The sequence below is a fragment of the Pantoea sp. X-Soil-ISGK-355 genome (assembly GCF_059730805.1).
Genome location: NZ_AP035973.1, coordinates 58,908 through 72,450, shown reverse-complemented (window position 1 = coordinate 72,450; position 13,543 = coordinate 58,908). Strand labels below are relative to the sequence as shown.

Sequence of the window (13,543 nt, the reverse complement as noted above, 5' to 3'; positions counted from 1 at the left end):
ACTGCGATAAATGATCGGGTGTCTTGCAAAGATTTAGCCAGCATTGAGCTAAGACAGAGCCTCAGGTTAATTATCTTTGCATTTCAATGGCTTTCGTTAACCCTACTGGCGGAAAAATTGAAAAGTGATTATTGCGGATGATCGCGATGATACAACGCCCACTGCTCAATCCTTTCTCCTGAAGGTAACAGGCAGTAGAGTGTGCTGGTGCTCAATGATTCATCCTTTACCTGCTGTCCGCCACGCTGCAGGCACCATTGACTTGCAGGATTTTGCATTACCAGGCGCTGTGGCTCAGCATGATGGGGCGTGCAGGCACTAATGTGTAGCGTGGCCAGCATCAGGGAGCCAACTGTTATTCTGTTTATGATTTTCATATAACCCTCTCTCAGCATCAATTTCAGGTCGGTGAGACTTCGCTTCTCATGCTTACAACGCTTATGGCACAAAGCGCAATAACGATTAGCGCATTAATTAATTCGCTCTTTGTCATACGTTTTTCATCGGCGATGGCTTCAGATTCCTTTCTGACCAGTTTATGGAAAAGTCTGGTATGTATCTGAGCGTGTAATAATGATAGCACCCACGCGCTAAACCCTCTCTTAACAACACCTATTGCTACCAGCATTCTCATTACTGACCTGCGAAACACAACAAATAAACACCAAAAGAGAATGACTGTAATAATAAATAACAAGACTTCCCGAGTGACAGTTAGCACATAATCTTAATTTTCAATGGAAATTCCTTTGTGGTGCTTCGATTCTTTTAACCTGTTGTCAAAAGACGCATACTTTCACTCTCTTTACATAATTAACGCCTGACCTGCATAATCCTGCCGCCCTAAGTAAAAATGCTGTTATTAATGGATTCTATTAACAAGACATTTAATTCGTATCGGGCCTGAGAAGCGTATGAAGTGCGAAATGGCATGCCTGTTTAACACTTTCAGAGTCCCCCGGCCCTTTAATAAAACCTTAAGGAAGAGTCACAGATATGAATAATAATACTGACTTAAATAAACGCGTAAAAGCGATGGTACTGGCGGGTGGTATGGGTATGTTGCCTCTGGTCAGTCCGGCGGCTATTGTCGGAAGCCAGAGAGGCGGAGATATTACGCTGGCAGATGGCACCACATTAATCGCCGATCAATCATCTGGCGATGGTTATTATGGCATTCTTGTAACAGGTGCAACCGCTGCTGAAGTGACAGCCGGTTCGGGCAGCACAGTTACGGTGAAAGACCCTGAGCATTACGCTAAGGGAATTTTCATCCAGGCTGCGAACAGTCACTTTACTGCTGATAAATTAATTCTCAATGTTTCAGGAATATCCGCAGTGGCGATGGAGCTCAGTGGAAAGCAGGTTACTGCCAATCTGGGATCAGGTAGCTCCGTCACATCGATTGGATCAGGTATTGCTTACGCAGAGGGGGTGGTTGTAAGCAATCAATCCTCGTTGCAGGCCGAAGCATCGAGTATCAGTACCCAGGGCACCAACGGTATTGCACTGCGCGTCAGCGGTTACGGGTCAAACGTTGATTTAGGCCGTGACAGTAGTATACAGACCAACGGGACCAACAGTCATGGCGTACAGGTGGATACACTGACCGGTGATGCGATGAATGGTGCCGCAACGCTTAAAGCGGAAGCGCTGACCATTAATACTCTTGGCGACACCTCGCAGGGCATCAATATTCAGGATAATGGCTCGGTTGATCTGGGCAGCCACTCAACCATTATCACCACAGGTCAGACTTCTGCAGGCATCTGGAGCCTGGGTGAACTGACTGCCGATCATCTGACAATCAGCACATCTGGCACGACTTCTCCTGGCATTTCAGCCAGAGAAAATAGCCTGATAAATGTCGGCGCAGGCAGCGTGATCTCATCAGCGCAGACTGGCGGCCTTGTTGCAATGGATAATAATGCCATCCTCAACTTTTCAGGCAGTGAAGAGGAACGCAACACCATTCAGTCTGGCGGTTATGGCGCATCCGCGCAATCGACAGGTGCAGTGATCAATCTGGCAAACACAGATATTGTTCTTAAACAATCAGATATGGTCGGCAGAGGCCTTTGGTCTCTGGGGGGAGGCGTGATTAATGGCGAAGACATCAGCATCACCGGCCCTGATACAGGAATCGGTGTTGTCGCCTGGAATGGTGGCCAGACCAATCTGACAGGCGATCTCTCTATCAATATGGCCTCTCCGGACGGAGTAGCAATAGCAACACTCTACGCCGAAGGGTTTGCCCCGGGCGTTATTACTTCTCAGGGGAAAGCGGAAATCACCGGCAGCGTGGTATCGCTGGGGGGCCTGATCGATCTTAATTTAGAGCCGGGTTCACTGTGGTCCGGTAGTGCTACCAGCGATAATGTGAATGGCGGTCATTTAAACGTCAGCCTCACTAACAGCACATGGAACGTTAGTCAAACATCTAATCTTGATAACCTGACATTAAATAACTCACTGGCAGACCTTTCAGCAGCAACAGACGATGCGACCTACTCCACTCTGACCATTGCTAACCTGAGTGGTAGCGGCAACTTTACCCTTCGTACCAATCTGGTCGGCGATGGTGAAGGGGTAAATAATACTGGCGACAAAATCGTGGTGACCGAAAGCAGCGCAGGTGAATACGGTCTGAATATTCTGAACCGCGGCAGTGCCATTACCACAGGAAATGAAGTGCTGACCGTTGTTGAAACTACCGATGGTATCGCGACGTTCAGGGGCAACACCGACGTTGAACTGGGTGGCTATGTCTATTCGGTCAACAAACAGGGAACTAACTGGGTTCTCTCATCGCCAAAAGCGCCTGAAGCGCCTGCTGCAGATGAGCAACCCACTATTCCAGCGGATAACAACATTCAACCTGCTTCTGATGAGAAACCCTCAGCAGACCAACACCCCGTAGCCCCAACGGATAACAACATTCACCCTGCTTCAGATAAAGACATTAAAGAAAATGGAAATCCTACACAGCCAGCAGAACAAAATCACAATTCAACAATCACCACCACAGCGAATGCAGGCGCCAACTTCCTTAACATCGGTTATCTGATGAATTATGCCGAAATGCAGACTCTGATGCAGCGTATGGGTGATGTGCGCCAGGGAAAGACGAGCGGCAATGTCTGGCTGCGCGGAATGGATGGGCGTTTTAGTGGTTTTGCCAATGGCAAGCTGAGCAACTTCAGCATGAATTATTCAGGCTATCAGTTTGGAGTAGATAAACGCCTGTCCGATGATCTGCCGATTTATCTGGGCTTGTTTATGGGAGCAACAGAGGGCTCGCCTCATTATCGTGCTGGCGATGGCACGACTAAATCTGAACATTTTGGTATCTACGGCACATGGCTGAATGATGCAGGCTTCTACCTGGATGGCGTACTGAAATTCAACCGCCTGAGAAATCAATTTGATGTCAGCGATACGCAGAATAATCGCGTATCCGGACATGGTGTCTCATCAGGCCTGAGTGGATCACTCGAAGCCGGCAAGAAGTTCAGCTTCTCTGACGACCTTACTGGCTTTTACCTGGAACCACAGCTTCAGCTTACTGCCGGTCATCAGGATGGAACCTCTGTACAGGCGTCGAATGGCCTCAACATTAATCTCTCAAGTTACAAATCCATGATGGGAAGAGCCAGCGTACTGGCAGGTTATGAAGTCAATCAGAGCAACTACAAACTCAATGCTTATGTCAAAACAGGTGTTTTGCGCGAGTTTGACGGGGATGCTGCTTATGCTCTGAATGGTTCAGATGAGCGCCTCTCGTTTAAAGGTAATGGCTGGAATAACGGTATCGGTGTCAGTGCGCAAATCAGTAACCATACCCTTTTTATTGAAGGAGATAGGGTAAATGGAAATCGCTTCAACCAGCGCCAGGTTAACGCCGGTTATCGTTTTAGTTTTTAGTCAATAAACCAACAAATGATGGGTATTAAAGGAGACGTAAATGAAGAAAATATTATGGATGATCCTGGCCTTCATCACTTCAGGCTCGGCATATGCCCGGCAGGAAGTCACGGTCGCAGTGGCGAAAACCCTGCGCGACGATCGTCAGGTTACGCTCACGGGAACGATCACTGGCAGGGCCGATGATGATCACTACTGGTTAAAAGACCCGACTGGCCGCATCCGTGTCGATATAGACGATGATGATGACGATGATCGCTATCTGATTGGTAAAAAGGTACGGGTCAGCGGTGAAGTTGACCGGGATGATGGCTACAGCGAAATCAACGTAGATCGTGTTTATATTCTGAAATAAACATCTGAAAAAAAAGCCAGTGGCAGCACTGGCTTTTTACTTGTCTTAACTTATCAGAAGCTTCAGGTTCCTTACCGTTTGTAAAAGTAATTAGTACAAACAGTGTACCCATGTACCGATAGCGCCTGAACGTCATTATTTCTCAAAACCATTGATTTCAAATGCTGGTTAGCCATCCGGCTGAGCATTCACGCGTTTGTCCGGAAGATTTCTGTGTACTTATGTGCGTTTCTTTGAGTGTCAGCGCTGACTAAGAAGGATAACGGCTTCCCACGCCTGACTGAAACGCATCGGGAAGATGAAGTACGGGTGCAGCAACCACATCGTTACTGTAAATACAGATAACCTTCCCTGACATGAGTGCCGTTACCCTTTTAAAAGGGATGACCAGGGATTGATTTTTTCGCGGTTCTTTTTTCACATAAACCTCTCAACCCTTAACGACCAGAAGACAGCCTGTGAATGCCGTTATGCATCACAGAAAACCCGGACATCAGAATTAACGCTGTAATTTGCAGGATCATGGACATATGAGATGCATAAGGAGTTAAAATTTTGCAGACTCAATAACCCCCTTATAAAGCTCAAGCAGCGTCAGATCATTGATGAAGGCGTTAAAGGCCATATCACCACTTAGCGAAAACTTCTTCATGACATTGTATTTATGTGCATAAATTGTTTTAGCGGAGAGATTCAGCCGTTTAGCTGTCTGCCCTACGCTATACCCTTTCTTAAGAAAACTTAGCACCTGCAGCTGGACTACTGTAATACGCGCGAAATCGCAATGTGAGCAATCCGTGGGTACAAATCCTCTGGCGCTCCCCTGATTTCCCAGCCAGAACCGGATGATTTTATCAGCAATATCGCGAACAGAATCCCTGCGCGAAATGATAATCAAAGAACGATAGCAGAGAGGCAAATGCTCAGGAGTGATGTCTTCAATATCGTCAACAAAGACCATTAAAATGCTACCGGGCTTCCGATCCCGGTAGGCAGGCTGACACATATAAAGGCGCCACTGTGCAACACTAATCAGTATAAAGTCCGCCTGACATAAATTTTTCGCGTCATAGGCGGGTAAGAATTCTACTGACGTATCTGATAACAGTGCCTCCTCAATAATTTTGGAGATGCCCAGCCGAAAGAAGTAGTTCTCATTTGTACAAACGACTTTAAAATGCATTTTTCCCTTAAGCATCCCAAAAGTTAAATAAAAAAATCAGGTAAACTTGCCATTAACCAGGGTCAGTTCACCTTTCTCTTTTAATTCTTTCAAAACCCTGCAAATGGAGCTTTTTGAAAGATGAGAACTGTTTTCAATCAGGTAAAGTGCCGAAAAGCGCTTCTTAAGATGCGGTGGCAATTTTTCCCAGCGACCAATTAAAGAAATCACTTCATCATATGAGTTATTCTTGGGTAGCTGAATGTAGTTCATCAGGTCTGAGTACTGGCCCGAAAGAATGGACATGGCATCGTTAAAGAGGTCTTTCTCAAATACCAGTCGCCAGAACACATCGTAATCAATGAAACTGACCTTCCCATAATCGATTCTTTCCAGATAGACAGGAGGTTCATCGAGTGCCGGTGTGACACCGACAACAAAGGGAGCAGACAGAATATTTAAGACCTTATTTTCACTCTTTAATTTCAGTAAGAAGTCACCATCAAGAATGAACATTACACGGCGTACATTATCTTTAGTGAGATGATAACGACGCTTACCGCGTGAAATCTCATCTGGATTAGCAACCTGGGTGTACCCGGCCAGCGCATCGATGATCCGCTCATGATTCTCAGTCACTCTATACATAATAATTAACTCAATCTAACTAACACGAAGTTAGTGATTAGTAGAAAAATTAGTAAAAATCCGTTTGTTATAGTCTCTTTTTTTCGCCTGGTGTATTTCTGATCTCTGGCCTTCCCCCGGATATAAGCCATAGAAGAGGTCGTTATTGGTTTCACTATAGTAAAACCATTGCGATAAAATTCAACACCACAAACATGCAAAAAGGAAGAGCATTAAGCCAGCGAATGGCATAACAACCAGATATTTCACCGCTTTAAAGTCATTTAATCAGTAATTCAAACTAACAAGTAGAGACTTACTGATAGGGTTATAACTTTTTTCTTAAAAAAGGAATCAATCATAACCATATGGAAATTAATGTTATAAAAACACCGTATTAAAAAAACAAGTACGCAGTGGCATTTTAAAAACCTGTAATAATCTTCACATGGTTACTCATAATAGAATCATTGTTAATTCCTCCGTAAAAATAAAAAAAACCAACACAGCACCTGATGGCATAAATTAAACCATAGCATTCCCATAACAGACATTTAAATCGACAAATTATTAATATATAGATTTAAATTCTATTTTTTTATATTTTTTAAGCATTATACTCCATTAATGGATAAGGCTCTAAGCGCCAGGATTTTACCTTACGCTTCATATGAATCTCACTTACTCAGAATCAGGCTGTTTTAAGAAACCCCTATAGATTATTCTCAAAGCCTTTACATCGCAGAATGTGTACCATTCTCACCGCCTGAAATTGATAGTGCCGCCTCAACGCAAGACACCTCAACAAATATGAAGAGAAATAACTTATCCATAATATGAACAACCTCACCCCACCCGTCCAAATTATAATGAATGTAAAAAAAATGTAATGAATTCAAACTTTATATAGCCAGTGAAAACCGCACCAAAAATCAATTATGGATACTTTACTATTTTATTTTTTATGGCCTCCGAATCTAATAACGCCGTTCGCTTGAAGCGGAATTTTAAAAAATTCATTACTGAATAACTGAATAACTGAATAATTGATTAATCGTGGAGATATAAATGAGAGAGTTAACATCTGTTGAAATGCAGACCGTTTCAGGCGCAGGTTTTTTTGATTTCATCGGTTCAGTCGTTGTAGGTGCAGCTGCAGGTATTACTGCTTTCGGTCTCAAATGGGCCATGAGTGGCGGTAGTGCGGGCGGCTTATTGGGCGTTGGCTTAGTTTCAGGAGCTGGCGGCCTGGTTATCGGTGCCGTTGTAGGTCTGGTTGATGGCGCACTTTATGGTGCAATGAATGGCTGGGAAACAACTGCAGGCTGGTTCAATAACATCGTGGAAAACCAGTTTGACCTGGGCACGCCAGTAATTACTGCATAAGGAAAAATCATGCGTGAATTGAAAACTAATGAAATTGAAGGCGTCAGTGGCGGCTCATTAACTTCCGTAATTTTAGATTTCTTCAAACAGATTGGCGGAAGCTCCAAAGAAAAAACTGAGTGGGTACGTCCGGAATCAATACCAGAAGCTAACCCGGTTAGCGGTACTGCTTTTGGCATGGGTATTGTCGGTGTTGCTGCGGCCGTAGTTTTCGGCCTGCTGATGTTCTGATTTACCAGGAAGGCGATAGACTTCCGGAAAGGAATGGGCGCTTGTCATAAAACTCAATCGCTCATAATTAAATGTTGTTCACTATTTTATACAAAGGAAAGTATATGAAAAAGGTATATATGGTTGCTATGGGTCTGCTGCTGACAGCGGCGCAGGTTAATGCAGCAGAAGCTTCAGATGGCACCCTTAACTTCACCGGTACCATTGCATCTCAGACCTGTACCGTAAGTGTTAACGGCGGAAGCAGTACTGCCACAGTTACCCTGCCGAAAGTAGCAGCCGGTGTATTAAATGCGGCAGGTGCCGTTGCGGGCAACACTCGCTTTACTCTGGCGCTGAGCGACTGCTCTGCAACAACGGGCGATGTCTACGCTTACTTTGAGCAGGGCGCTGGTGTGAACGCCAACGGTCGCCTGACTAACACGGGTACCGCTACCGGTGTTGATCTGCAACTGCTGGACAGCGCCAACAAAGCCATCAATGCAGGCAGCACTGAACAGTCTACCTCTCCTGCAACTGTCGCTCTGACAGCAGGGGCTGGCACCCTGTCTTACTCAGCTCAGTACTATGCAACTGCTGCTGCAGAAGCGGGTACCGTTGCATCAACAGTAAACTATTCAATCAATTACCTGTAATTGATTATGGTGAGGGCAGTGCCCTCACCACTCTTCCCCTTTCATCACTTCAGTTAATATCATGAAAAAAAAAAGTTTTAAATTTTTAATCTCCTGCTTGCTCACTTGCGCAATGACTTCGTCTGCCTTTGCCAGTGTGACCATTATTGGTACCCGGGTAATCTACCCTGCCTCCGAAAAAGAGGTTACCGTTCGTCTGGATAACCGCGGCGATCGTCCCGCACTTGTTCAGGCATGGGTTGATAACGGCAACCCTGACGAAGCAGTAGATAAGATAAATGTTCCTTTCGTTTTATTACCTCCGGTTTTCCGTATGGAAGCGAATAAAGGGCAAACGTTACGTATTGTTTTTACGGGCGCCAATTTGCCAACCGATAAAGAATCTATCTTCTGGCTTAATGTCCTTGATATACCTCCTCGAGATAAAAGCCTGGCTAACCAGAATCAGTTGCAAATGGCGATCCGGAGTCGCATCAAGATTTTTTATCGTCCAGTTCAGTTTGATACAGCGCAGGCCAATAAAGCTGCGTCAGGGCTGGTATGGCGCCACGGTCAAAAGCCTAATTTTCTTTCCGCAACTAACAACTCACCTTTCTACGTTAACGTCTCACAGATTAATGCAGAAGATAACTCAGGTCATAAATTAGCCAGTGAAAAAGGGGAAATGCTGGCACCAGGCGAAACAAAAGAATTCCCGCTGAAAGGCATGAGCACAAGTCAAATAAAAACAACATTTAATTATCAGTATCTGGACGACTTTGGTGCAGCACGTAAGGTTGAAAGCAAAATAAACGAGTAGCTTTTGGTAATTATCCAGGGGAAATTATGATGGCAAGGACGGTATTTTTTAATAAATCAACTGGCAAAATTTGTTATCGCTCTTTTTTGGCGCTGTTTCTGACCGCAGCAACTCAGTCAGCGTTTGCTGAAACTGCTTATGATTTCGATGAATCATTTGTAAAAAATTTAGCTGGCGTAAAAGTAGATGTTTCCCGCTACGCAACAGGTAACCCCATTGATCCCGGCGTCTACACGCTGGATATCTTTTTAAATGGCCGTCAGATTAGTCGGGAGAATGTTCAGGTTGTACGTGAGGGAGCAGGTACTAAGGCCTGTCTTTCCTATGATCTGGTAAAAAGCCTTTCCATTAAAGATACGGTATTCAGCTCTGAGCAAGCTGAAGAGTTACGTTCAGGTAAGCAATGTATAGCACTGGAAGATGTGGTTAAGGAGAGTCATGCCGCAATCAACTCCGCTGATATGCAGATGGACATCTCAATTCCACAGATTTATCTGCTGCGCTCAGCACGTGGCTATGTCGCTCCAGAATTCTGGGATAAGGGTGAAACGGCGTTAACACTTAACTATGATACCAACTATTACCGCTCTGTTAACGACGGACGTGAATATGACTCTTTTTATGGCAGAGCGCTGGCAGGTTTTAACCTTGGCGGTTGGATGTTTCGTCATGATGGCTCATTAAGCTGGCGACGCCAGCAAGGTAAGGAGTCTCATCATTATAATGCCATCAACACCTATGTTCAGCGTGATATCCCGCAACTGAAATCACGCTTACTGTTAGGTGAAGGTAATACGAGTGGCGAGCTCTTTGATACCCTCTCATTCCGCGGTGCACAGATATCGACTGTCGATCAAATGTGGCCTGATTCACAACGTGGTTACGCACCAGAAATTCGTGGCGTTGCGCGTACTAATGCTCAGGTAACTGTATCGCAAAACGGCAGTAAAATTTATGAGACAACCGTTTCGCCAGGCCCCTTTAACATCTCCGACCTCTACCCTACCGGCTACGGTGGCGACTTAGATGTCACTGTCAAAGAAGCTGACGGCAGCGAAACGCGTTTTTCAGTACCTTATGCAGCTATGACAAGACTGAAGCGCCCGGGTATGACGTTCTACTCTGTAACGGGAGGTGTGTCGCGTAAAGACAACATGGCTTATACGCCTTCTGTTTATCAGGGCACCCTTCAGCATGGCTTTACCAATAGCCTGACCGGTTATACCGGTATTCTGGGATCAGATAACTATATCTCAGCGCTGTTAGGCGGTGCATTTGGGCTACCGATCGGTGCTATCTCTCTTGATATCACCGGTGCTCAGACAAAATATGGCGATGAGAAAAAACAGGGTGTGAGCTATCGTGCAACCTACAGTAAAAAAGTTTCTCAGACTGACACCAACTTTACCCTCGCAGCGTATAGATTTTCGTCATCAGGCTATTACAGCTATGACAATGCACTGCAAATTAATAACTATTATAAAAAGAATAAAACTAACGGAGCACAATATCTCTCCCGGCCTAAACAACGCTTTTCACTGACTGCCAGCCAAAATTTTGGAGAGTCATATGGGAATATCTATCTTACTGGTTTCGTTCAAAATTACTGGAACAGTACCGGTACAAACACCCAATTTCAGTTAGGCTATAATAATAGAATTGGTCGCGTGTCCTATACATTATCAGCAAACCGATTATTATATTCAACCGGTGGGCATGACACGCAACTCTCACTCGACTTCTCTATACCACTTGGTAGTGAAAGTAAAAATTATGTAACCGGAAGCGCCACACATAATAAAGATGGTGTAACTGCGCAAACTGCAGTTAATGGCGTACTAGGGGAGAATGATCAATATAGCTATAACGTAGGTGCTGCACGCGATATCGATAATAAAAAATCAGGTTCGATCGGTGGTCAATATCGTTCACCTTACAGCATGCTGACAGCGTCATATACCAAGGGAGAGGACTATTATTCAGCCTCAGCAGGTGCCAGCGGAACTGTGGTTGCCTTGCCTGATAGCATTAACTTTAGTGCCTATCAGTCAACTACGTATGCTGTAGTCAGTGCCGCTGATGCGGAAGGTGCTCGGGTGCTTGGTTATCCAAATATAGTGTTAAACGGAAGCGGCAGAGCAATAGTACCTAATCTTAACCCGTACAGGATAAATGAACTGGCGATTGATCCGAAAGGTATTCCGCTTGATGTTGAGCTGGAGTCAACTCAACAGCGAGTTATTCCTGTTGAAGGTGCTGTAGTCAGACTGGACTACAAAACCACTAAGGGAAAACCACTTTTAATAAGGGCAAATCAGCCTAATGGCAATGCCTTACCTTTTGGTGCATCAGTTAATGATGAAAATGGCAATCTGGTAACTACTGTTTCACAGGGTGGTCAGATTTACGTCAGGCTGAATAAAGATGTCAGCCGTCTGCATGTTTCATGGGGAAAAACGGCAAATGACAATTGCCTGGTTAACCTTGAATCCGGTGCCGTTCAGTCCAGTGAGAATCAGACACTGGCGAGACTGACGACAACCTGCAGTAACGATAAAATGCAGCCGGTACGGTACGCTGCTAATACTGACAATAAAGATACACAGGGTTAATGAGGTAACATCATGTTTTTAATTTCAGGAAAGAAAATAATTCGCCTCATTGGCTCAGTTTCATTAATGTTAAGTTTGATGCTGATGGCTACTTTTAATGTTAATGCAGCGGGCACATCAACGGATGTCACACTGACGTGTAAAATGACCAAATCCCTTTCGGTGGTCGACGTTATGTCATTAGGCATTAATATTTCAGCAGCTGTACCGGTGGGTACGATCGTTTACAGCGGCACGGCAACGGCTAACTTCAAATGTGCGCTGGACAATTTGCAGCAGTTCGTAGATGGATTATCCGGTGAAGTCTATTTTAAGCGCAAAGCGATTGACGCGGATGCACTGGGCTATGGATTGACATTATATACCGGCTATGGCGGTGACATGGGTACCGAGGTGGCAAACATTCCAACCGGGATAATGATCAGTACTTATGCTTTAACCAGCGGTGGGACCGTGGGCGCCTATACGGATGTTTCTCTGGACGTGCCTTATCAGATCGTTAAGACATCTAATTCTATGACACCATCAAAGTCACTCAAAAACTATGTAAACCCCTTTGATGTCGGTTCGTTAGTATCTGGAAGAGATGAGACATTCCAGTTTACCAATATTAAAACAGGTATCACAGTTAAAGATCAGACTTGCTCAGTCGCCGGTGATACCAATCTGCCTGTACCATTAGGTAGTTACACGACAAACCCCAGTAGCGGTTTAGGATCAGGAATCGGCCAGACTAGCGCTACAACCGCGTTTAATATTCAGCTTAACTGTGAAGCACTTCTTTCGGGTTCGTTTGATGTGATGATGCAGTTGGATGGTGACGCGTCTGGCGGATTATCCGATTTGGGTGTGGTAGCACTTAATTCGACCTCAACAGCGAGTGGTGTCGGTGTACAAATCCTTAATGAAAATCAGCAGCCGATTGCACTTGCTACTCCATTTAACATTGCGACTTATCCGCTCTCATCTGCATTAATCACGGTGCCACTCTATGCACGTTATTATCAGACGGCTGCGAAAATAAATCCTGGCACGGCCAATGCAGTAGCAACGTATACGCTTAGTTACCAGTAATCAGCAGGGCTCTGCGGAGCCCTTCTTCATGTTTTATCTACAGAAAAGGATTATCTGTGAATAAACCCAGAGAAAAAAACAAGCTCAGACTTGGTGTATCAGATGAAAGCCCATTTATTCTTTACTCCATTCAAAACATACTCGTAAAGGAGTTTTTAGAACTTGATATTGTTGCTTATCCGGTTGAAGCTTATCATTTACTGTCTGTTATCAGAGAGGATATGCCAGATATATTAATAACGGACTTTTGCTTTAATTTTGAGCGTAATGATGTCAATGGCGTGAGGAAAATAGAACAGATACATAAGCAAAATCCGGATTTAAAAATTATCATTTTTACTGCACAAAACAGTCAGGCTATTTTGAAAAGTATATTACAAATCCCGGTCAATGCCATTGTGCACAAACGAGATGACATTCGTGATTTGGTCAAGGCATTCAATTGGGTTTGCTCATCCAATTCCGGAATATACTACTCAGAACAGATGAAGAATTTAATGCTCTCTGCACCCGCAGATCCGACACAAACACTTTTATCGCCTTCAGAAGTAGAGGTTATTCGATTGTTCGCCATTGGATATAGCCTGATGGAAATAGCAAAAGCGCGTAAACGTAGCATAAGCACCGTTGCAACACAGAAATACAATGCTATGCGTAAGCTTCAGCTGCAATCAAATACAGATTTGATTAAGTATGTTTTTGCACAGGAACTCATTTAACTCCCCTAGCACAAAAAAA

12 protein-coding genes are annotated in these 13,543 nt (G+C 44.5%); 9 read left to right on the top strand and 3 right to left on the bottom strand.

What is annotated here, in order from left to right; translation table 11 throughout:
- Window positions 1-128 precede the first annotated feature (128 nt).
- Window positions 129-377 carry a putative hemolysin gene (locus tag AC6I8J_RS21575; protein ID WP_161736942.1) on the bottom strand — a complete coding sequence of 83 codons (249 nt, stop codon included), beginning with the start codon at window positions 375-377 and terminating at the stop codon, window positions 129-131.
- Between the two features lie 619 nt (window positions 378-996).
- On the opposite strand from AC6I8J_RS21575, the gene AC6I8J_RS21570 reads away from it, so the two are divergent.
- Both AC6I8J_RS21570 and AC6I8J_RS21565 read left to right on the top strand, forming a co-directional pair.
- On the top strand, window positions 997-3,924 hold the full coding sequence (locus AC6I8J_RS21570) for an autotransporter outer membrane beta-barrel domain-containing protein (protein ID WP_497825866.1): 2,928 nt from the start codon (window positions 997-999) through the stop codon (window positions 3,922-3,924).
- A gap of 40 nt (window positions 3,925-3,964) precedes the next feature.
- Window positions 3,965-4,279: a NirD/YgiW/YdeI family stress tolerance protein gene (locus AC6I8J_RS21565; protein ID WP_222925650.1), complete on the top strand. Its 315-nt coding sequence runs from the start codon at window positions 3,965-3,967 to the stop codon at window positions 4,277-4,279.
- 547 nt (window positions 4,280-4,826) lie between these two features.
- Here AC6I8J_RS21565 and AC6I8J_RS21560 read toward each other — a convergent pair.
- Window positions 4,827-5,462 (bottom strand): helix-turn-helix transcriptional regulator, encoded by a 636-nt coding sequence (locus AC6I8J_RS21560; protein ID WP_161736945.1) that lies wholly within the window; start codon window positions 5,460-5,462, stop codon window positions 4,827-4,829.
- Window positions 5,463-5,498: 36 nt separating this feature from the next.
- Complete coding sequence (locus AC6I8J_RS21555; protein ID WP_161736946.1) at window positions 5,499-6,089, bottom strand: helix-turn-helix domain-containing protein; 591 nt, start codon at window positions 6,087-6,089, stop codon at window positions 5,499-5,501.
- A gap of 1,047 nt (window positions 6,090-7,136) precedes the next feature.
- Here AC6I8J_RS21555 and AC6I8J_RS21550 point away from each other — a divergent pair.
- From AC6I8J_RS21550 to AC6I8J_RS21520, 7 genes are all read left to right on the top strand, one after another.
- Window positions 7,137-7,454, top strand: coding sequence for a hypothetical protein (locus AC6I8J_RS21550; RefSeq protein WP_161736960.1), 318 nt, complete (start codon window positions 7,137-7,139; stop codon window positions 7,452-7,454).
- A gap of 9 nt (window positions 7,455-7,463) precedes the next feature.
- Complete coding sequence (locus tag AC6I8J_RS21545; RefSeq protein ID WP_161736961.1) at window positions 7,464-7,685, top strand: hypothetical protein; 222 nt, start codon at window positions 7,464-7,466, stop codon at window positions 7,683-7,685.
- Between the two features lie 104 nt (window positions 7,686-7,789).
- Window positions 7,790-8,320 carry a fimbrial protein gene (locus AC6I8J_RS21540; protein ID WP_161736962.1) on the top strand — a complete coding sequence of 177 codons (531 nt, stop codon included), beginning with the start codon at window positions 7,790-7,792 and terminating at the stop codon, window positions 8,318-8,320.
- A gap of 61 nt (window positions 8,321-8,381) precedes the next feature.
- Window positions 8,382-9,119, top strand: coding sequence for a fimbrial biogenesis chaperone (locus AC6I8J_RS21535; protein WP_161736963.1), 738 nt, complete (start codon window positions 8,382-8,384; stop codon window positions 9,117-9,119).
- A 26-nt stretch (window positions 9,120-9,145) separates the two neighbouring features.
- On the top strand, window positions 9,146-11,731 hold the full coding sequence (locus tag AC6I8J_RS21530) for a fimbria/pilus outer membrane usher protein (protein ID WP_497825865.1): 2,586 nt from the start codon (window positions 9,146-9,148) through the stop codon (window positions 11,729-11,731).
- 12 nt (window positions 11,732-11,743) lie between these two features.
- Window positions 11,744-12,805, top strand: a complete 1,062-nt coding sequence (locus AC6I8J_RS21525; RefSeq protein ID WP_161736965.1) for a fimbrial protein — start codon at window positions 11,744-11,746, stop codon at window positions 12,803-12,805.
- A 56-nt stretch (window positions 12,806-12,861) separates the two neighbouring features.
- A complete protein-coding gene (locus AC6I8J_RS21520; protein ID WP_260059703.1) occupies window positions 12,862-13,524 on the top strand; it encodes a response regulator in 663 nt (220 codons plus the stop codon).
- Window positions 13,525-13,543: the final 19 nt, after the last annotated feature.

Bases quoted from the DNA above. Each gene is read 5' to 3' on its own strand.
- AC6I8J_RS21575 (WP_161736942.1), bottom strand. From the start codon at position 377: ATGAAAATCATAAACAGAATAACAGTTGGCTCCCTGATGCTGGCCACG.
- AC6I8J_RS21570 (WP_497825866.1), top strand. From the start codon at position 997: ATGAATAATAATACTGACTTAAATAAACGCGTAAAAGCGATGGTACTG.
- AC6I8J_RS21565 (WP_222925650.1), top strand. From the start codon at position 3,965: ATGAAGAAAATATTATGGATGATCCTGGCCTTCATCACTTCAGGCTCG.
- AC6I8J_RS21560 (WP_161736945.1), bottom strand. From the start codon at position 5,462: ATGCATTTTAAAGTCGTTTGTACAAATGAGAACTACTTCTTTCGGCTG.
- AC6I8J_RS21555 (WP_161736946.1), bottom strand. From the start codon at position 6,089: ATGTATAGAGTGACTGAGAATCATGAGCGGATCATCGATGCGCTGGCC.
- AC6I8J_RS21550 (WP_161736960.1), top strand. From the start codon at position 7,137: ATGAGAGAGTTAACATCTGTTGAAATGCAGACCGTTTCAGGCGCAGGT.
- AC6I8J_RS21545 (WP_161736961.1), top strand. From the start codon at position 7,464: ATGCGTGAATTGAAAACTAATGAAATTGAAGGCGTCAGTGGCGGCTCA.
- AC6I8J_RS21540 (WP_161736962.1), top strand. From the start codon at position 7,790: ATGAAAAAGGTATATATGGTTGCTATGGGTCTGCTGCTGACAGCGGCG.
- AC6I8J_RS21535 (WP_161736963.1), top strand. From the start codon at position 8,382: ATGAAAAAAAAAAGTTTTAAATTTTTAATCTCCTGCTTGCTCACTTGC.
- AC6I8J_RS21530 (WP_497825865.1), top strand. From the start codon at position 9,146: ATGATGGCAAGGACGGTATTTTTTAATAAATCAACTGGCAAAATTTGT.
- AC6I8J_RS21525 (WP_161736965.1), top strand. From the start codon at position 11,744: ATGTTTTTAATTTCAGGAAAGAAAATAATTCGCCTCATTGGCTCAGTT.